Raw genomic sequence first — 19,458 nt, 5'->3', positions numbered from 1 at the left:
CCCCGGCGCGTGCCGGGGGCCTTTTTTCGTAGGGCGGGGCCCGAAGGTCGGGCCCCGCGGTAACCGCCAAGGCGTTATGCCGCGGCGGGGTGTTGCGGGCGGAAGACGAGTCCGTCGCCTTCCACATCTATGGTAACCAGCTCGCCGTCGAGGATCTTTCCCTCGATCAGCCTTATGGCCAGGGGGTCGAGTATCATCCGCTGGATGGCCCGCTTCAGGGGCCGCGCGCCGTAGGCCGGATCGTAGCCCTGCTCCGCGAGCAGGTCCAGCGCCGCCGGACTCAGGTCCAGCTTCAGATGCCGGTCGGCCAGCCGCTTTGCCAGCCGGCCCAACTGCACCTCCACCACTTTTCTGATCTCCGCCTTCGTCAGTGGGTGGAAGACCACGATGTCGTCGATGCGGTTCAGGAACTCGGGGCGGAAGTGGCCGCGCAATGCCGCCAGCACCGCTTCTTCCTTGTCCGTCTCGCTACCGCCGGGCGCATTGAAAATCGCGCTGCCGACGTTCGACGTCATAATCACCACCGTGTTCCGGAAGTCCACCGTGCGGCCCTGGCTGTCGGTCAGGCGTCCGTCATCCAGCAACTGCAACAGGATGTTGAAGACATCCGGATGCGCCTTCTCCACCTCGTCCAGCAGGATTACGCTGTAGGGCCGGCGCCGGACCGCTTCGGTCAACTGGCCGCCTTCTTCGTAACCCACGTATCCCGGAGGGGCGCCGATCATCCGCGCCACGGCGTGTTTCTCCATGTATTCCGACATGTCGATCCGCACCATGGCCTCTTCGCTGTCGAAGAGACAATCCGCCAGGCTCTTGGCCAGCTCCGTCTTGCCTACGCCCGTGGGACCCAGGAAGATGAAGGAGCCAATCGGCCGCTCTGGTTCTTTCAAACCCGCCCGGGCGCGGCGCACCGCATCGGCCACGGCGCGAACGCCTTCCTCCTGGCCGATGACGCGCTTGCCCAGGTGCTCTTCGAGCTTGAGCAGGCGGCCCATTTCGGTCTCCAGCAACTTGTCCACCGGCACGCCGGTCCAGTTCGACACAATCTTGGAGATGTGCTCCTCGGTCACGTCCTCGCTGAGGAAGCTGCCATTGGCCTGTACTTCGGCCAGACGCGCATTTTCCGCCTCCAGTTTCTGCTGCAATTCATTCAGCGTGCCGTAGCGAATCTTGGCCACCTTGGCCAGATCGCCATTGCGCTCCGCCGTTGCTTCTTCCACACGTGCGGCCTCGATTTCCGCGTTGACGGCGCGTATGGCGGCAATCACATCTTTCTCCGCCTGCCACTGGGCCTTTTTACCGCTGAGCGATTCCTTCAGCTCGGCGATCTCGCGCCCGATGGCGTCGCGGCGTTCGCGGCTTCCCGTGTCCTTTTCCTTTTTGAGGGCCAGGTGCTCGATCTCCAGCCGACGAATGCTCCGGTCGAGCACGTCGATTTCATAGGGCATGCTGTCGATTTCGATGCGTAGCCGAGACGCCGCCTCGTCCATCAGGTCGATGGCCTTGTCCGGCAGGAAGCGGTCCGCGATATAGCGGTGGCTCAAGGTGGCCGCCGCCACGAGGGCGCTGTCCTGGATCCGCACGCCGTGGTGGAGTTCATAACGCTCCTTCAAGCCGCGCAGAATCGCAATCGTATTTTCCACATCGGGCTCGCCCACGAAGACGGGCTGGAAGCGGCGCTCCAGTGCCGGGTCCTTCTCGATGTGCTTCTTGTACTCGTCCAGCGTGGTCGCGCCGATGCAGTGCAGTTCGCCCCGCGCCAGGGCGGGCTTCAGCATGTTCGACGCGTCCATCGCGCCGTCCGCCTTGCCCGCACCCACGAGGGTGTGCATTTCGTCGATGAAGAGGATGATGTCGCCCTCGGCTTTCTGCACCTCCGCCAGCACCGCCTTCAGGCGCTCCTCGAATTCACCGCGAAACTTCGCGCCCGCAATCATGGAGGCAATATCCAGCGTGGCCACGCGCTTGCGCTTCAGGCCCTCGGGCACGTCGCCCGCCACGATGCGCTGGGCCAGACCCTCTGCGATGGCGGTCTTGCCCACGCCGGGCTCGCCAATGAGCACGGGGTTATTCTTCGTGCGGCGCGACAGCACCTGGATCACCCGGCGCACTTCTTCATCGCGCCCAATGACCGGGTCGAGTTTGCCCGCGCGGGCGAGTTGCGTCAGATCGCGGCTGTACTTCTCCAGCGCGTCATAGGTCGCTTCCGCGTTCGGATCCGTCACGCGCTGGTTGCCGCGCAGGTCCTTGAGGGCCTTCATGACGGCATCCGCCGTGACGCCCAGACGCAGCAAGGCTTGCGCGGCGGCATCGCGCTTCTGCTCGATGATGCCGAGCAGCACGTGCTCCGTGCTGAGGTATTCGTCTTTCAGTTGCTGCGCGGCCTTCCAACCGGCCTCCAGGGCCGACTGAGCCGCCGAGCCGAGATGGGGCTGCACTACGCCGCTGGTCACGGCGGGCAGTTTCGCGGTGATTTCAGCAAGCAATCCGGACAGTTGTCCCGCATTCACGCCGATCCGCTGCAAAATTGCGCCAACAGCGCCCTGTTCCTGCGCCAGAAAGGCCTGAAGCAGGTGGGCAGGTGCGACTTCGGTATGCTTCGCGTCGGAAGCCAGTCCAACCGCTTCGGACAGGGCTTCCTGGGTTTTGATGGTAAGTTTGTCGAGTCTCATGGTGGTAACTCCTCTCCCCCTATAATAGGGTGTTGTCGTTTACATGGAGGAAGAGTCGTGCCAAGTTTACGGGACTGGAAATAAAGGACTTATGGATGCGTGGGAGGGGAGGGGCGTTGCAGGGTGAAGCGGGGGTGTTTCGGATTGGAGCGGGAGGGACGATCAGGGTGGCCTCAACCCAACAAACGTGCCACACGATTGCCGACGCAGGAGGCATTCGTGTGCCTGGACGAAAGGGGATGGTAGGCCATGACGTTTACCTGCGGCGAGCGACGTGCACTTTGCTTCAAAACGCTCGCGCGGGTACGTCTTGCGGGAACCAGGAACTCTTCCCAAAGGGCACACGAATTGGAGTACCGAATCGTGTGGCACGCGCACTAAGTCTGGGACGCCGCTGTACCTCAGGAATTCGCTCGATTTCCAAGACTGATAGGCGTTTGATGTGCGATCTGTAGATCGATGTCTGTAGAACTACTCAAAAAGCGCGATATGGTGCTTTGGGACGGACATAATGACGCATGCAGGCAATATGCTTAGTCATCTGGGGGAAATTCGGACCAACGAATTAAATCATCGTGGGTAATTTCAACGATTCCGCCATCCTTAGTCCAAATACTATATGGCGGAGCCAGATCGCGGTATCGGGAGCTATCAATCGCCCTGAAGATCGTTCCTAGCCGTCTGTACTGTCTACCTTCATTCACGTTTCTCATTCCAAGGGCGGGCATGTTCTCGTCATTCGCAAGTACCCACAAGACGCTTGCACAGTACTGCTGCAAGTCTGTGCGTTCACGATACGGGATATGTCGAAATTGCTGAACGTATCGAACTATTGGATGATTCCGATTGACATTTGAAAACTCACGTTGCACCGATAGTAAGCTACTTGCATCGCCCGTATACTCTATTGCGAATATATGTGACCTGAACCCATCGGCAAGGACCAACTCCGCATCCGACGAACCCGGCGATTGCAGCTTTGAAACTGAGAGGAATACTTCATTCCCTTCGAGACTTATTTGCGTGAAGCGCAGGAGCAATCTCATAAGCTTCAAATCTAAGCTGCTGGACCTCCCTACGTTCCACGATTCCACATCATCCCCAAACTCGATCCGTCTACCGTCCTTTACGGAAAACACTATTCTCCGCTTGTCCTTCTCTCCATAGGATCCATCTTCTAAGGTGCCAATATCTGATAGTGGAATCCATTCTGACGTTTTATCGAGCTCGCTAACAATCGCTGGGAGTTGGATATGCTTCCAAAGCAAGTCTGCAGGCATTATATGAATAGGTATCTGATGTATTAGGGACAAGCGCCAAAAGTCGAGATGCAAGAGACCCTGCTGGGTCGCTTCTAGAACGGGACACCAAGCTTTCGCATGCGAATGCCGAAGAATGTCGCCGACACGGGCCCAAGTGGGATCTTCTCTATATCCTAGAGAGCTTTCGGGAGGCGTTCGGGAGGGTGTAATTACTGGTTTGAGGTCGCCTCGAATGTCGACCAAATATGGGTCCCCAAGCCCAATTGGATTAGCCCTGGAACCAAGGCGCCCCACAAGATCATCACCATCGTCTTCGCGCCCGGGGTCACCGCAGATTAGGATACCGTCCATACAAATCGCGGACTCATTGAATGGGCCATGAAACCTTGTGCTTGTAGCCCCCTTCACCAGGTGAAGACCACGGTCTGGTCTAGTCTTTCGCATCTCCCAGTGAGCTTCGCTGTTCTTTATACAGGGAACGCCACGATCATCAACCAATAGCCCAATTCTTATTTTTCCACCAAGTCTGGAGTCTTCTTCCGACAGACAGAATTCTATTACCTGCCTTTTCTCAATCCCGGCTACCTCGACAAGCGTTCGTCTAAAAGCCGGCTGCATCGGAACCTCAATTTTCTCTGCGATTTCCGCGATTGACGTTTCTGCAACGATTCGATACTCCGTGGCAAGTGCATAGCCATTCACGACAGAACAGAGCCTCACGTCGTCCGCCCAACTGTCTAGGAATACGGGCTTTCGCGGGCCGGTAATCTCGACCGTCGTACCGACAAGCTGGTCAACCTTTCCATTCCTTATTACTAGCAGTCCACCTAGGCCACTAATCTCAATCTCTAGAGGCTCACCGTATCCGAGACCAGGACCATAGTCCTTTCGCGTCTTTATTAGAATCTGATCGCCAAACATGAAGCACGACATAAACCCGATACCGAATTGCGAACAAGGCTCGAAATCAACACCTTTCTCTCTAAATGCAACACGTTGCTGAGCAAACTCAGGAGAGCGGTAGTAACTTCTTCCAACATTGGTTAGAAAATTCCGAATCAATAGTTCATCCATTCCGATTCCATTGTCGACGCACTGAACGACCTGATTCCCATCTGAGTCAACAAAATGCTTGATTGATATTTCCCCCCCTTCCCAATCTGGCTGGCCTTTTCCGTAAATAGCGACCCTGTGTCGCAATGCGTCGAGGCTGTTCTGCATGAGTTCACGGACAAAAAGAGAATTGTTGCTGTATAGTTTGTCGGTCATCAGCAATTTAACGATCTCGTCTCGTGACAAACTGAACTCAAGATCGGCATACCGATACTGATTGTTTTTAGGTTCTATTCGGTCGCGTTCCACCTGGCGCGGGAGACTCAATACGTAATGCGCAGGCGTCCTCCCTCGGGGGAACTCGTCGATGATTCGATGGGCTTCGCGAAGTTCGTGATCGATGGCGTCCATGAATTCGTACGCGGCCTTTTGATACACCGGATGTTCACATGCCAGAGTAAATCGAATTCGCTCACTTGAAATCGACCACCCCTCGACGGATCTGTGTTTGGACCACTCAATGAAGCTAACCGCACTGGAAAAGTTAATCGTGCGCAGTAGTGGTTCCGGTGTGCGGTCCCGATCAAAGTCCAGTATGTCCGCGACGCGTAACACCACTGCAAGGAATCGAAGATTCACGCTAAAGCTGCCGATCGATTGATCCGGGCGAAACCCGTTTTCGTCCGTCAATCTCGCGGCTGGCCACGCATGGGAGGCGCATAGTCGGCCTAAGTATGGGGCAAGTTCAACTCCGGCAACAGAAAGCCTTGAAGCCGCCCCATACAGGCGAATGACAAGTTGCTCCGCTCGTTCACCGTGCGTCATCCGTAGGAAACTGGTGCGATGAGCATCCAAATGTTGCTGCAGTTTCTCGGATAGCGCGTCCTTCTCCTGATCAGTGAATCGCGGATCTTCTAATTGTCGCCGAATATCACTGACATTTGGATGGTCTTGGTTCCATCGCTCTAGGGAGAGCAAAAACTCTGGCGATTCCTTCAGTTTCTCCCATTCATCTGACTCGGGAACCATTCCTTGATCGTGGAAATATGCAGAAAGTATAAGCAGAGCAATCTCAACCGCATTGAGGTGATCGATGCCATCGCCAAGAATCATAGCCATGAGTTCTGTCACTCGGAGGAGATGGCGCTCATCGTGCACAGTGAACTCGGGATGGTAGTACGGAAATCTCTTTATCCGGTCTGCAGCAGTCGTACATGCAGCCTTGACAATTCCTGAAAGTTCGGCGGCGATATCATTTTGGTTTGTATTGACAAAACCGTCTTGTAGCTTTTTCCAAAGCCTAGCGTCTTCCAACGAATTCAGATTCAACACCGCACTCATATTATTCCCTCGTTATCTAAAGTATACAAGGCCCCCAGAGATGGAGAACTCGAAGCAATACTATAACAATTATCGCCTCGATACTACTCTCGGAGGCACTCCAGATTGCCTCTGGCTTATCTATGTGGTTGATGTTACACAAGCGTCGTATTGCTGATTCCATCCGACCATTAAAGCGAGACCATCTTCTCATCAGGCTCGCGCATGGACCAGCTTCAGACGCCCCGCAATTGGATCTCAATTCGCATTTTGGTTCGGCAGATTTGCAAAAAAAAATCGTAGAACAGATTCCTGTGGCACGTCCGGGAAATCGGTGTATTCTGTGCGCGTGTCCCAACTACTTCCCCTCCTCAAACAACTCCCCGTACTTCAATGGCTCGCCCGTTTCCCAGGGCCGATAGGTATTGAAGAACTCGATGCGCTGGGCGATGCTGGGGTGGCTGCCGCGCCAGAGGGTGAAGAACCAGCCGGGATTGGGGTTGGCGAGGTTTTCCTGCTGCAGGGTGACGAAGCCGGTGGCGGCGGCGTGGTTGAGATGGGTGAGCTCGAGGCCGAAGCGGTCGGCTTCGTGTTCGTGGTAGCGGGTGATGCCGAAGATGGCGGGCGTGATGACGAGGGACATGGCGCTCATCATAAAGAGGATGAGGGGGAGGGAGGCGAAGTCGGAAAGTTCGGTGAAGCCCCAGCGCGCGCCGTAGCGGCGGATGAGGGCACCGGATAGGCGGTGGACGAGGTAGAAGGAGATGAAGGTCAGGACGAAGCCGAGGACGATGAAGCGGGCGACGTGGTTCATGACGAAGTGGCCCATTTCGTGGCCCATGACGAAGAGAAGCTCGTCTTCTTTGAGCTTCTCGATGGCCGTGTCCCAGAGGACGATGCGCTTGGTGTCCATGAAGCCGTTGACGTAGGCGTTGACAGCCTTGGTGTCTTCGCTCTTTTCCACTTCGAAGACGCGGGCGCCATCGATGCCGGCGCGGGCGGCGAGTGCGAGAATTTTTTCTTCCAGCGCTTTATCTTTCATGGTGTCGAATTTATTAAAGAGGGGCTCGATCCAGATGGGCGTGATAAAGACCTGGAGGATGAGCAGGGGCAGCACGAGGAGGCCGGTATAGAGCCACCAGCGGCGGGGACTTTTATTCAGGAGCAAGTAGGGTACCCATATGATGGCCACGCCTACGACGATACCCAGAAGGGTGGTGATGGCGGTGTCTTTCAGCCACTTGCCGAAAGTCTGGTTGGAGAGACCGTAGGCGTGTTCGCGGACGAACTCCACGTAGAAGGACCAGGGAAGCTGGAGCAGTCCCATGGCGAGGCTGAGGAGCGTGAAGTAGATCGCGAGGGTGAAATACCAGCGCTTGCCCCACTGGGCGGATTTGTCCCGAAGGCGCGCGGACCAGCCCGTGGCGAGGAAGAGCAGGGGGATGCCGAGGCCAAGGAGTTGGTTGACCGCCCAGACGATATTGCCGGAGCGATAACGCTGCATGGTGAGTTCGTCGGCCTGAGGCACGGGGACGGGCTCGTGGGATGGGGCGGCTGCGGTGGCCAGGGCCTCGGGGGTTGGAGGCGTTGGGACCTCCTGCGCCATGGCGAAGGTGCTGAGGCACAGCAGGGTGACGAGTATCCCGATGGCGGTAATCTTCTGCGACATTCCAGCGCTCCCGTGTGTAAACGTGTCAAAAATATACGGACCAGAATAGAGTTGAACCGCGAATGGACGCAAATTTACGCGAATAGTAAATAAAAAAGATTTAACCACAAAGAGCGCAAAGAACGCATAGGAACAGCAAATAGTTCTCCTTTGAGGTCTTTGTGTTCTTTGTGGTTAAAATCCCTTTTTCGGTCAACAGCATGCACTCAGTACACGGTGCACTTGATTGTTGGCCCGCGTCAGTCCCTGCGCGCCACCTTCAACCAACGGAAGTGATCCGCGCCCCGGTGTTCGTAGCCATCGGTGAGGCGCCGGGGATTGGATCCGTCGGGGTTCATGAGCCAGAGTTCGCGGACGCCGCCGTTCTTGACGCGCGCGAAGGCGATGACGCTACCGTCGGGCGCCCAGGCGGCCCGGTAGTCCCACGTCCCTTCTTCGGCGGGTGTCAATTCCGTAATCGCGCCGGTGTCCGGATTCAGCAGGCAGAGTTGGGAGCCGCCCGCGCTCATGTCTCTCGTCGCATTCTCCGAGAGGCGGGTATAGGTCACGGTCTGGCCGTCGGGCGACCATTCGGACATGTTGGATCCGTAGGGGGTGCCGAACCAGTGGGTCTGGCCGGGGGTGATCGCGCGATGCTCCGAGCCGTCCGCCTTTCCCACCGCAAGGGCGGCGCGGAAGTGGGCAGGGTCCTGCGCGGCGAGGCAATCGAGGTAAACGAGTCGGGTATCGTCGGGCGACCAGTGGGGCCCGAACATCAGATGCTCCGGCTGGCCCGCAACGAAAGTGCGCTTTCCGGATTCGAGGTCGAACACATTGATGGAGTACATCCCTGGATTGTAGAAATCGGGTTTGCCGCCGGTGACGTGGCAGGCGATGCGCGACTTGTCGTGGCTGAGTTCCAGCGCGTAGTGAAAGCCGCCGTTTTCGTGGGTGAGTTCGACCGCATTGGCACCATCCAGATCCTTGATAAAGATACGTTCCTCGCTACCGATATACGCGGTCTCGATAAGGCGTGTATCATCCGCAATAAGGGCGTAAGGCCGGAGCTGATCCGCCTGACGGTCTTTTTCGCAGGCGGCTTCGAGGGTGCTCGTGTGGAGATCGTAAATCCAATCCCGCGTCATGGCCTTGCCGGCGCGCACTTTGGCGACATCCAATTCTTCCGAGCTGCCGAGGAAGATGCGGCGCCCGTTGGAGAACTGCGGTCCAAAGACCCAACTGTGCTGGTTGGGCTTATCAAAAGCCGGAAACTGCTCGTCCGTGCCGTCGGGCCGGATCAACCCGATCACATGGGCGACCTTACTACCCGAAGCGCCCACGCCGTAGTAACCGATGAGGTATTCGTTTGGCTCCGCGCTGGCCCGGTGAAGTGGGAACAAGATGGCCGCCACCACCAAGGTGCAGTGAAGAAGGAATCGATGCGATTGAAAGGTGGTATCCATTGAGACCAATCTCCACGTTGACGGTTTCATGCCCCTGCACGACGCAGCCATCCGAAAAATTCGCGTTGAGCAGTAATCTGGCTTCACGATGTCTGAACGAACCAACCACGAATGGACACGAATTCACACGAATAAGAGGGAAGCTTAGTGCAGCTTGTCGCCATACTACATACCGCGACTCGTGATTGCCGGGTCAGGAACCAATATTTAGGTTGCTACAATGCTTACAAAGAGCGAAATCGTGCGTTGAATTTGTCTTTCTTATTTGTGTGGATTCGTGTCCATTCGTGGTTAAAATTCCTCGGCACTCGATGACCAACGTGCTACGGGACCGATATGGGCCATACCCGAACGATTCGATTACTCCTGCTCGCGCGGCGTGTGTGCCTTTTCACTCGAATGACCATACTCGTCGCTCTCCAGGAATTCCGGATCGTCCATGGCCACGAAATCGTTAATGGCCTTCCAATTGAATTCGCGGTCGAAGGGGTCGAAGGCCTTGACGGGATCGAAGACTTCCGCATTGACGGGCACGGCGTTATAGGGCGCGGCGTTTTCGGGTTCAAGTGTAAACGCGTCGCCCAGGTCGGATGTGAAGGCGTCGTATTGGTTGAGCGGCGGCAGGCCGAGGATGGCAAAGAAGGTTTTAATCATGCTCGCCTGGCTCGTGTGGGTGTGGGAGATGTAGTCCCGCTTCGCGTAGGGGCTGATGACCATGGCGATGGAGCGGTGAGCGTCCACGGAGTCAACGTAACCCTGGGCGTCGTCTTCGGTGACCAGGATGACCGTTTCCTTCCACCAGGGGCTGTGGCTGATGAGTTCTACGAGGCGACCGAGCGCCAGGTCGTTGTCGCTCATGTAGGAGCCCCAGAAGGGGTAGCCGTCGTCGGGTCGTTCGCCGGAGCCGTGGTCGTTGGGCAGCATGACGCTGAGGAAGCGGGGAAGGGGCTCCTTGCCGGAGGCCCACTTCTCGTTGAACTCTTCGATGAACATGTCCATACGGAACTGGTCAGGGATGTTCGTGTTGTAGGTGGCAAACTTTCGCGAGGTGCGTTCGAACAGTGACTGGGGCATGGGATAATTGATGGGGAGCTTGATGCCCGTGTACTTGTATTCCTGCTCCTCGTCACCCGGCTTGAACTCGAAGCCCAGGCCGAAGTTATAGAAGCTCATCCCGTTGCGTTCGAGATGTTCCCAAATCGCGCCGCCCTCGTTGTAATCCTCGGGATAGATGGCGCCGGAGGAGCCGATAAAGGCGAAGTCGCCCGGCCCCTCGCCTTTGGAGGATTCGCCGATTTTCGATTCCATGAATTCGTTCGGGTAGGTGCCCACGAGCCAGCGGTGGCCGTCGGTGCTGTGATCCGAATCGCAGTAGAAGTTGTCGTTGATCGCAAAGCGGCGCGCGAGGGCGATGTGGTTTGGCATGAGGACCACATCCTTCACAGTGCGCGTGCCGTCTTTATTTACCACATCGCCCGCTTTGCCGAGGCGGGCCAGTTCCGCATCACCGCGGCCCCCGGGAAGGGCGCCAAAGACTTCGTCATAGGTGCGGTTTTCCTTCGCCACGTAAATCACATGCTTGATAGGGCTGGGCCAGGCGCCGGCGGGTTCGGGAACGGGGTGATTTACCGGTCGCGCCGCGACGGGCGGGGTAAAGCGCACGTTGTTGTCGAGGACCTGCTTCGTCGATGCGACGAGGGCCTCCCGGCCTTCGGGTATCGGCATGATGTTGATATAGCCGCGCATCAGCGCGCCAATACCGGTGGGGTCGTTGGGATTGTGGTTCTTGCCGCCGCTCGGGCCGGAGCCGATGCCCTTGGCGCAGGCGACGTACAGGGTCTTTCCGTCGGGAGACACGGCGAGCTTGCTGGGGAACCAGGCGGTGGGCAGGTGTCCCAAAACCTTGCGATCAGCGAGACGCACGACGCCGATGGCGTTGATGCCGGCCTCGGCCACATAGAGCGTTTTTTGATCGGGCGAAAGGGCCACGCCGAAGGGGATCATACCGCGAAAATTGGACACCCGCTGGTCCAGAATGAGGTCGATATCCGGCTCACGTTCGCCGGTTTTCAGGTTGATGACGCTGATACTGTCGTTGCTGCCGTTGGAAATGTAGACGTGGTCCTTCGTTGCGGCCATGCTGTTCGGGCTGCTGCCGCCCACGGCCGGGAAGTCCTCCAATTCCTCCCCCACAAGGTGGCCCGTCTTGTGGCGGTTCACAATCGTCGCGGCGACGGGATTGGTGATGTCCGCGGTCCAGACGGACATGGCGCGAATGTCGTTCGGATCGCCCAGCGGGGGCGCGATGACGCCATCGATGGTGACGCCTTTTTCCGCTTCTTCAGACGGCACGCCATAGGGCGGGAAATCGAGCTTGGCGAGATTACCGTCCTTATCGCGCATGTAGGAAAACTCAAACATGCCCACATTGGCCACAAAGGCTTTTGTTCCGTCCGGAGATAGCGCGATGCCGAAGGGATACCGCCCCACCTGCACGGAGTGGACTACGGCGCGTTTTTCCACGTCAATCACCAGCATGCGGAAGAACAACTGATCCACGCCATAGAGGAACTTGCCGTCGGCGCTGAGGCGGAGGTCGCCCAGATAGCCGAGGGGGAACTCCGTGCCCTCGGAGGTGTGGGCGCAGTTGATCTCAAAGAGTTTCTCGCGATTCTCAAGCGCGAAAGCATAGACCTTCCACTCCCGTCCGCCAGCCACGTATACGGTCTTGCTGTCGGGAGAAATGGCGACCCCCATGAAGGCGGCATCCAGTACGCCGCCGTCCTTCTTGATCTCCTCGGGTATGTAAGAGATTTTCGGGGAGGCGGGATCGGTGAGATCGAGGATGGAAAGCTGGGGGCCGTCGCTGCTGACCGAGACGACCCAGCGCCCATCGGGGCTCATGGCGAGGCCGTAGGGGTGGGGGCGTACCTGATGCATCTGCCCCGCCGGGGTGATGAGGCGCCCGTTGGGAAGGATGGTTTCGCCGTTGACGTCTCGCTCCACGTAGCGCTCGCCCGCGGGAGTGGACATGATCGATAGCTTGTCGGAGGTGGCGCAGCCCGCAAAGGCGGCGGCGAGGGTCAGGGTGAGCAGCGTGCGGGGGAATGGTTTCATGTTCTGGACGTCGCTTTCATGGGTATTGAGTTGGGTCAGCTTCCAATTTCCGCGAGCTTCGCATCAAGCTTCAGCCTCATTTCGCCCAGAACACTGGCATAGGCGGGTTCAGCGGCGAGATTGAAAAACTGCCGGGGATCTTTATCGTGATCATACAACTCTTCACCGCCATCGCGATAACGCGCGTAGGACCAGCGGCTCGTGGTGAGAAGGTGGTCTTCCCTGACGCAGGAGTACACGGCATCGTGAACTTCAACGGCGGGATTGTCCAACAGGCCGGCGAGGCTCTTGCCCTGCGCGTGGGCCGGAACAGACAGACCGGCGAGCTCCGAGAGGGTCGGGTAAAGATCGATCATCTGGGCGAGGCTCCGGGAGGTGGCGGGGGCTTTGCCCGGTGCTGAAATGATCAAGGGGATGCGGGCCGATTCCTCGTGGAGGCTCATCTTCTGCCATTGTTCGTGCTCGCCCAGGTGGTAGCCGTGATCGCTCGTAAAGACCACGATAGTGTTGTCGCGCAGGCCCAGCTCGTCCAGCGCGTCGAGCAGCCGGCCCACCTGGGCATCCATAAAGGCCACGGAAGCGTAGTAGGCGCTCAGGACTTTCTGTTTTTTCTCCGCAGAATCGAGGCCGGTCGAAGCGCTGGTTTTCGTGCGGGCGTGCTTCGGCATGTCGGCCTCGTCATCGGCGACCTGCGGCGGCAAGGTCATGGCAGCCGCGGGGTAGCGGTCATGCCAGGCCGCCGGAGCGACCAGGGGAACGTGGGGACGCACAAGGCCCACAGCGAGGAAGAAGGGCCTGTCACGATGGGCGGTCATGATTTCAATGGCTTTGCGGGCGGCCTGCACATCGGGTTGCTCGGCACCGTCGGTGTCTGTTTTTACGACATAGAACGCGCCGCCGAAGCCGCCGGCGTAGTGTTGCGAAGGGTCGAGATTGAGCTGTTCATTGCTCAGGTGTTCCTTCGTGCCGCTGCTGTGCCATTCGGGCGCGGGGAAGTTGAAGCGTTCGCTCCACGACGCGAGGTGATCGGGACCGTCGACGCCCGCGGTGATATCGCCTGGTATTCTCATGTGGTAGATCTTGCTGGCACGGGCTGTGTAATAACCGCTGTCCTTGAAGTGCTGCGCCAGGGACGGGCGGGCGCCAAGGTTTGTGGAGAAATTGTCCGCTTCCTGATTGTCCATGACCCCGATTGCGGCGGGGTACATGCCGGACATCAGGGACGCCCGAGAAGGCCCGCACAGGGGATACTGGGTGTAGGCGCGCGTAAAGCGAATACCCTGGCTGGCGAGACGGTCGATCCCCGGGGTACGAGACTGAACATTGCCATAGCACGAGAGGGCCTCGGCGGTGAGGTCATCGGAGATGATGAACAACACATTCGGCGCCGCTTGCGCGCGGGAGACCGCCAGGGCGGCAATGAACAGTAGCAAGGTGAGGTTGCGGTTCATCAAAACAGGTCTTTCAGAGTGAGGCGCCGGGTTTACGCTGCACAGGTGGGCTGCCGCGATCAATTCCGAGCTTCATAGCTTAGGCGGGTGGCCGGCGGGAGTCAAGATTCCGCAGCGATACCGGCGGGGTCGAATGCGAGGTCGTTAATCTCCACCTGAAACCATTCGAAATCCCCCTCCGCCAGTTCCCAGGTTACGGTGGATTTCATCGGAATGCGCAGACCGTCAATCAGTTGGAAGCTATCTTGATCGATGCCAATCCGCCACTTCTCCAGCGTGGCTCCCTGCTCCCGGGTGAAGTAGCGGTTGGCGCGGATGAAGCGAGGATCGCCCTCCGGGCTGAACTCGAAGGTGGCGGAAACGGAGGTATCGCCCTGGACCAGGGTGGCGGTTGCTCGATTTTCATCGATGGGCGACCAGCGAATCGCGTCGGTTAGGGCCGCGGAGGGCATCCAGACAATTTCGGCCAGGAAGCGCACAAGGGCGCCCTGATCGATTTCCGGGCCCGCCGCGTCGGCGATGGTGTAACTGGAGAGAACCTTGATCAGCATGCGGCCCCGGCCCTCGCGCAGCGTGTCGCGCCCCGCGATGTGGAGTCCGGGCACGGGGTACATCCGGGCGGACCAGACAAAGGCCGGCGACGAGACGGCGATCCACTGCTCTGCCCGCACGGGCATCCAGGCGCCATCGGGGGCGGTGCGCATCCGGCCCTCCTGGCGCAGATGGGCGTTCGCGACAATGGGCTTTTCGAGGACCGACGCCCGGCGGAGCCACCGCTGAACGGGTGTCGGCAGGGGCGCCAGACGGGCCTCATCGACGATGCTTCCGGGGGAGGCCGCGCTGGTCTGTATCGACGCTACCGAAAGCCGAACTTCCCGCTCGAAGGCCCATCGCGCATATCCCAGGGCGACGGCCAGAAGTAGTATCGCATTGAGTACGGTGCCGAAGCGCGCGTCATTCCAGTGGCGAAAGAGCAGCCCTTGCGAGAGGAGGATGCCCGCGAGTCCCACGATCCACCACGCTTCGAAGCGTCCGTGGAGCAGGGCCGTGGCAAGCAGGAGCAATGCGCAAGCCAGCCAAAGCGCGCCCTCAAAGGGCGATATGGAACGGGTGATGGCGGACAGGGCGGCGGGATTGAGGGCCTTGGCGAATCCAAGGAGATGAATAAGACCATGGACCACCAGCAGGAAGAGGAGCGTTGACTTGATGAGCATTATTCGCGACCTTTTGCGTTCAGATCCCGAGGGAGAAGTATGCTCCGGTGCGACCTGCGGGCGCAAATGACGTGCGGCCCAATGGGTCCGTTGCTTTCCTTGAATTTTCGAATATTCCGGCATACCATGAAGGCAACAAACAACCTACCCTCCGGAAGTACACCATGACCACCACCTCACTCGCCCGATTCTTCGCGTGCGCGTTCTTCTGCGCCGCCGCCCACGCCCAGACCACTCTACCGACGCCCACGGTTGTTGCGGAGGAAGATGTCTACACCCTCGTCTCGCCGGGTAACGGCTCCGGGCCTTTGTGGAGTTTCGGATGCACTTCCATCGTGCGCGATGGCGCGCGCGTCATTGTGAGCCAGATGGAGACCGGCGAAGGCGTCCCGCTCCTGTGCAACACGCGCTGGAAACTGCTGGAGCGTGACAACGGCGCGTGGAAGGTATTTGCGGAAGCGCAGGGGTATCGCCAGCGCGAGCCCTGTCCCATCGGGATCACGGCGGATCGGGGTCTCTTTATTTCGGTGAATGATTCGCTGCACCCGGCCGGGGCTCAGTATCTCGATTGCGAGCCGCACCTGCTTCACTTTTCGCTGGACGATCTGGCGGCCGCGCCGGCCAAGGTCCTGCCGGTGTGGGACATCGAGAAGCCTTATTTCACCGATCACTCGTATCGCGGGTACGGCGTGGACGGCCCCGGCAACCGGCTGCTCCTGCTGAATATCGACGCGAACACGAGCATAGAACACTGGGCACTGATGGACACTGCGGGAAAGACCCTGGCGAATGGCGGGATTACGTTCCCCATTCGCTCGTGTTATCCACAAGTGGCGGTCAAGGGCACCGCTGGGCATGTGATGGCCATCGGGGATATTGTGGAGCCGGTGGAGGAGTGGCGCAACTACAAGTTCGAGCAAACGAAACAGAAGTGGGACTATGTCTTTCGAATCCTCTATTACACGACGTCGCCGGACCTGACGAGCGCGCCCTTTTCCACGCCCCTTGAAATTGCCAATGTGGACGCCACGGCGGGTCACATCAGCAACCACGATCTCTGGATCGCGCCGGACGGCAGCGCCTACATCCTCTATAGCGAACGGGAAGTGTCCAGTGCTTTGATGCGGGACAAGTTCTTCCCGGATAAGACACTTTACAACTCGCTGAAGCTGGCGATCGTGAAGGATGGCGCCATAGTGGCGCGCCATACGCTCGTGCAGGGCTCGGACACATTGGACGGCGGCCATGCGCGCTTTCACGAAGCGGCGGATGGCCGGTTGTATGCCGTGGCCTACATCGCCGGTGGCGACACGGGTAATTACCTGATGCCCATCTATCCGACACCCGCGCCGGAGTCGAGGGTCAAGATCCCGCTGGGCACGCCCTTCGGGTCATTCTTCCTCGCGGGCGTTCGCGGCGGGACCTTGCCGTCGAATACCATCGACATTTTTGGTCATGCGAAGTCCGGCGAGGTGCTTTCCTATACGCAGGTGGATCTGAAGTAGTCGTCTCAAGCGCGGGCTGCTCTTCCATTGATAGCGCCCCCCGATTCCCGCTACCATGTCAGTTCCATCGGCATGCTGCCGTTGATACGAAGGAGAGAGCACGATGAAGAGCTATTTGAGTCTTGCGCTGATTTTGTCGGCGTTTTTTGTAGCCGGGTGTGGTGGCAGTGGTGAAGGTACGCCGGAAGCGGCGGCGCCCGGGGGGGGTGCCGCCCCTGACAAGCCCGTTATCGCACTGGTGATGAAGTCGCTGGCGAACGAGTTCTTCAAGACCATGGAAGACGGCGCCAAGGCCCACCAGACGGAGAATGCCGCGAAGTATGATCTGATCACCGAGGGCATCAAAGACGAGCTCGACGTGAACCGCCAGGTGCAACTGGTGGAACAGATGGTGGCGCGGGGTGTGGATGCCATCGTGGTGGCCCCGGCGGATTCCAAGGCGCTGGTGGCGGCGTGCAAGCGGGCCCAGGATGCTGGGATTGTGGTCGTAAACATTGACAACAAACTCGACGCGGATGTGCTGAAAGACAAGGGCATGGCAGTGCCGTTCGTCGGGCCGGACAACCGCGCGGGTGCGAAAAAAGTCGGCGAGTATCTTGCGGGCAAGCTGCTGTCGGGTGACAAAGTGGCCATCATCGAGGGCGTGCCGTCGGCGTTCAATGCGATCCAGCGGAAACTCGGTTTTGAAGACGCCATGAATGCGGCGGGCATGGTCATCGCCACCAGCCAGACGGCGAACTGGGAGATGGCCCAGGCGAATCAAGTGGTCTCGGCGATGGTGACGGAGCATCCGGATCTCAAGGCGATCCTCTGTGCAAACGACAGCATGGCGCTGGGCGCCGTGTCCGCGCTGCGCTCGGCGGGCAAGCTGGAGGCCGTCAAGGTGGTGGGCTTTGACAACATTTCCGCGGCGCAGGACCTCATCAAGGAAGGTGCGTTGCTTGCGACCGCCGATCAACACGGGGACAAACTTGCCGTCTTTGGTATCGAGTATGCCCTGGAGATGATTGCGACCAAAGCGGCGCCGGCTGATCGCGAGACGCCCGTTGATCTGATTACCACGGTTCCTTGAGGGGCGGCTATCCTTGCGACATTTCCTGAACTATCTGGGCCTGGCGGCGGTGCTGGGTGTGCTGATCGCCATTTTTGGCGTGAAGTCGGAGCATTTCCTTTCGTCAGGCAATTTCATCGTGCTGGCGAATCAGATCCCCGAGGCCCTGCTCATCGCCATCGGCATGACCTTTGTCTTGATCATCGGCGGCATCGATTTGTCGGTCGGCGCCGTGCTCGCGCTGTCTGGCGCGGTGCTGGGGGTGGCGCTGGTGAACTGGGGGCTTCCGCTCTTCGTGGCCGTGCCCCTCACACTCGCGGCCGGCACGGCCTGCGGCCTTGTCAATGGATTGGTGTCGGTACGCTGGCGCCTGCCGTCGTTCATCGTGACCCTGGGCATGATGGAGCTGGCGCGGGGCGCGGCCTATCAGCTCACCGACCAGCAGACGCTCTATATCGGACAGCAGGTCGACGGTCTGCTCGATTTCAATGTCTTTGGGCTTTCCTTCATGCTCTTCATGGCGCTCGGCGTGCTGGTTGGCGCCCAGGTCTTTCTCTCCCATACGGTGTGGGGACGCGGCCTGTTCGCCCTCGGCGCGAATGAAGAGGTGGCGCGCCTGTCGGGATTGAACACAAACAAGATGAAGGTCCTCGTGTTTGGGGCGAGCGGCTTCCTGGCGGCGTTGGCTTCGGTAATCCTGTGTGCACGCCTCTCCAGCGCGGATCCCAACATGGGCACGGGTTATGAGCTCCAGGCGATCGCCGCCGCGGTGATCGGCGGAACGAGCCTCCTCGGAGGCCGCGGCTCGGCGGTGTGCAGTTTCTTCGGCGTGGCGATCATCGCGGTGCTTGAGAGCGGACTGACCCAGATTGCAGTGGAAGATCCCGTCAAGCGCATGGTGACGGGCGTGGTGATCGTACTGGCCGTGATTCTGGATTACTACCGGAGCCGGATGAAGACCGCGAAGGGTTGACAGCTTCGTCTTTTTCCCGGTTGTGCCCGGAAGTCAAAAGAAGTATACTTTTGGAAGAGCACGGATTGCGTGAGGGAAGTTACGGGCGGCAGTTTGGCCTGGTGGGCGCATCCGGGGAGACGCATGCAACCAAATGGGAGGCACCATCATGCGCGGTCAAAACAAGCAGGTCATTCAACGGGCAATAGAAGAGTATCTGGTTGGTCAGGGGGAAGAGGTATTCCGGGAGTTGTACGCGCCGGATTGTCTGGCCGCCGGGCCTGACGCGGGGGAAAATGCCTATGGACTCGCAAAGCGACTCGATTGCGCGTCACTTCGAGACCAGAGTCTGATCTATAAGTCCACCTTTCCGGATATGGTGTTTCAGGTGGATGAGATCATTGAAGAGGGCGAACGCGTGGCGGCGCGGTGGACGGTACGCGGGGGGGATTGCGGAAACAGCGAGGCGCGTCGCCTGCGCGAGCTGTTCGACTTGCCGTCGGAGGAGTTCTCGGTCAGCGGCGTGGCCTTCTGTCGTGTCCAGGATGGAAAGATCGTCGAAATCTGGCAGCTTTCCGACATGTTGACGCTCGCGCGCTGTTTGAAGCTGGATCGGCTGGCCCGTACGGGCACGGATTGATTACTAGTAGTATTCGTATTTTGAGGCTGTGAAACGTGCCCTTAAGCACTGTTTCACGGCCTTTTCCATTTTGCGCTTGCATCTGGACTGGGTTCGTGGTATACATATGA

Annotated in this window: 11 protein-coding genes; 4 read left to right on the top strand and 7 right to left on the bottom strand. The window is 58.9% G+C overall.

Features of this window, described 5'->3' with window-relative positions; translation table 11 throughout:
* Window positions 1-74: 74 nt before the first annotated feature.
* From clpB to JNK74_11615, 7 genes are all read right to left on the bottom strand, one after another.
* On the bottom strand, window positions 75-2,672 hold the full coding sequence (gene clpB / locus JNK74_11645; protein MBL7646833.1) for an ATP-dependent chaperone ClpB: 2,598 nt from the start codon (window positions 2,670-2,672) through the stop codon (window positions 75-77).
* A 533-nt stretch (window positions 2,673-3,205) separates the two neighbouring features.
* Window positions 3,206-6,328, bottom strand: coding sequence for an ATP-binding protein (locus JNK74_11640; GenBank protein MBL7646832.1), 3,123 nt, complete (start codon window positions 6,326-6,328; stop codon window positions 3,206-3,208).
* A gap of 337 nt (window positions 6,329-6,665) precedes the next feature.
* Window positions 6,666-7,976, bottom strand: a complete 1,311-nt coding sequence (locus JNK74_11635; protein MBL7646831.1) for a M48 family metallopeptidase — start codon at window positions 7,974-7,976, stop codon at window positions 6,666-6,668.
* A 239-nt stretch (window positions 7,977-8,215) separates the two neighbouring features.
* Window positions 8,216-9,418, bottom strand: a complete 1,203-nt coding sequence (locus JNK74_11630; GenBank protein ID MBL7646830.1) for a PD40 domain-containing protein — start codon at window positions 9,416-9,418, stop codon at window positions 8,216-8,218.
* A 360-nt stretch (window positions 9,419-9,778) separates the two neighbouring features.
* Window positions 9,779-12,535, bottom strand: coding sequence for a bifunctional YncE family protein/alkaline phosphatase family protein (locus tag JNK74_11625; protein MBL7646829.1), 2,757 nt, complete (start codon window positions 12,533-12,535; stop codon window positions 9,779-9,781).
* 35 nt (window positions 12,536-12,570) lie between these two features.
* Window positions 12,571-13,986 carry a sulfatase gene (locus JNK74_11620; protein ID MBL7646828.1) on the bottom strand — a complete coding sequence of 472 codons (1,416 nt, stop codon included), beginning with the start codon at window positions 13,984-13,986 and terminating at the stop codon, window positions 12,571-12,573.
* A gap of 101 nt (window positions 13,987-14,087) precedes the next feature.
* The gene (locus JNK74_11615) at window positions 14,088-15,200 is read right to left on the bottom strand and encodes a hypothetical protein (protein MBL7646827.1); all 1,113 of its coding nucleotides are present in this window, start codon (window positions 15,198-15,200) and stop codon (window positions 14,088-14,090) included.
* Window positions 15,201-15,364: 164 nt separating this feature from the next.
* Here JNK74_11615 and JNK74_11610 point away from each other — a divergent pair, with 164 nt between their 5' ends.
* The 4 genes from JNK74_11610 (at window position 15,365) to JNK74_11595 (ending at window position 19,348) form a co-directional block, all read left to right on the top strand.
* Entirely contained in the window at window positions 15,365-16,705 is a 1,341-nt protein-coding gene (locus JNK74_11610) for a hypothetical protein (protein ID MBL7646826.1), read from the top strand.
* Between the two features lie 103 nt (window positions 16,706-16,808).
* A complete protein-coding gene (locus tag JNK74_11605; GenBank protein MBL7646825.1) occupies window positions 16,809-17,777 on the top strand; it encodes a sugar ABC transporter substrate-binding protein in 969 nt (322 codons plus the stop codon).
* Between the two features lie 13 nt (window positions 17,778-17,790).
* Complete coding sequence (locus tag JNK74_11600) at window positions 17,791-18,729, top strand: ABC transporter permease (GenBank protein ID MBL7646824.1); 939 nt, start codon at window positions 17,791-17,793, stop codon at window positions 18,727-18,729.
* Window positions 18,730-18,877: 148 nt separating this feature from the next.
* Window positions 18,878-19,348: an ester cyclase gene (locus JNK74_11595; GenBank protein MBL7646823.1), complete on the top strand. Its 471-nt coding sequence runs from the start codon at window positions 18,878-18,880 to the stop codon at window positions 19,346-19,348.
* Window positions 19,349-19,458: the final 110 nt, after the last annotated feature.

Source organism: Candidatus Hydrogenedentota bacterium (assembly GCA_016791475.1).
Taxonomy (GTDB): Bacteria; Hydrogenedentota; Hydrogenedentia; order Hydrogenedentales; family JAEUWI01; genus JAEUWI01.
Note: the sequence above shows the minus strand (reverse complement) of the source record. Positions and strands in the feature narration are given on the sequence as shown.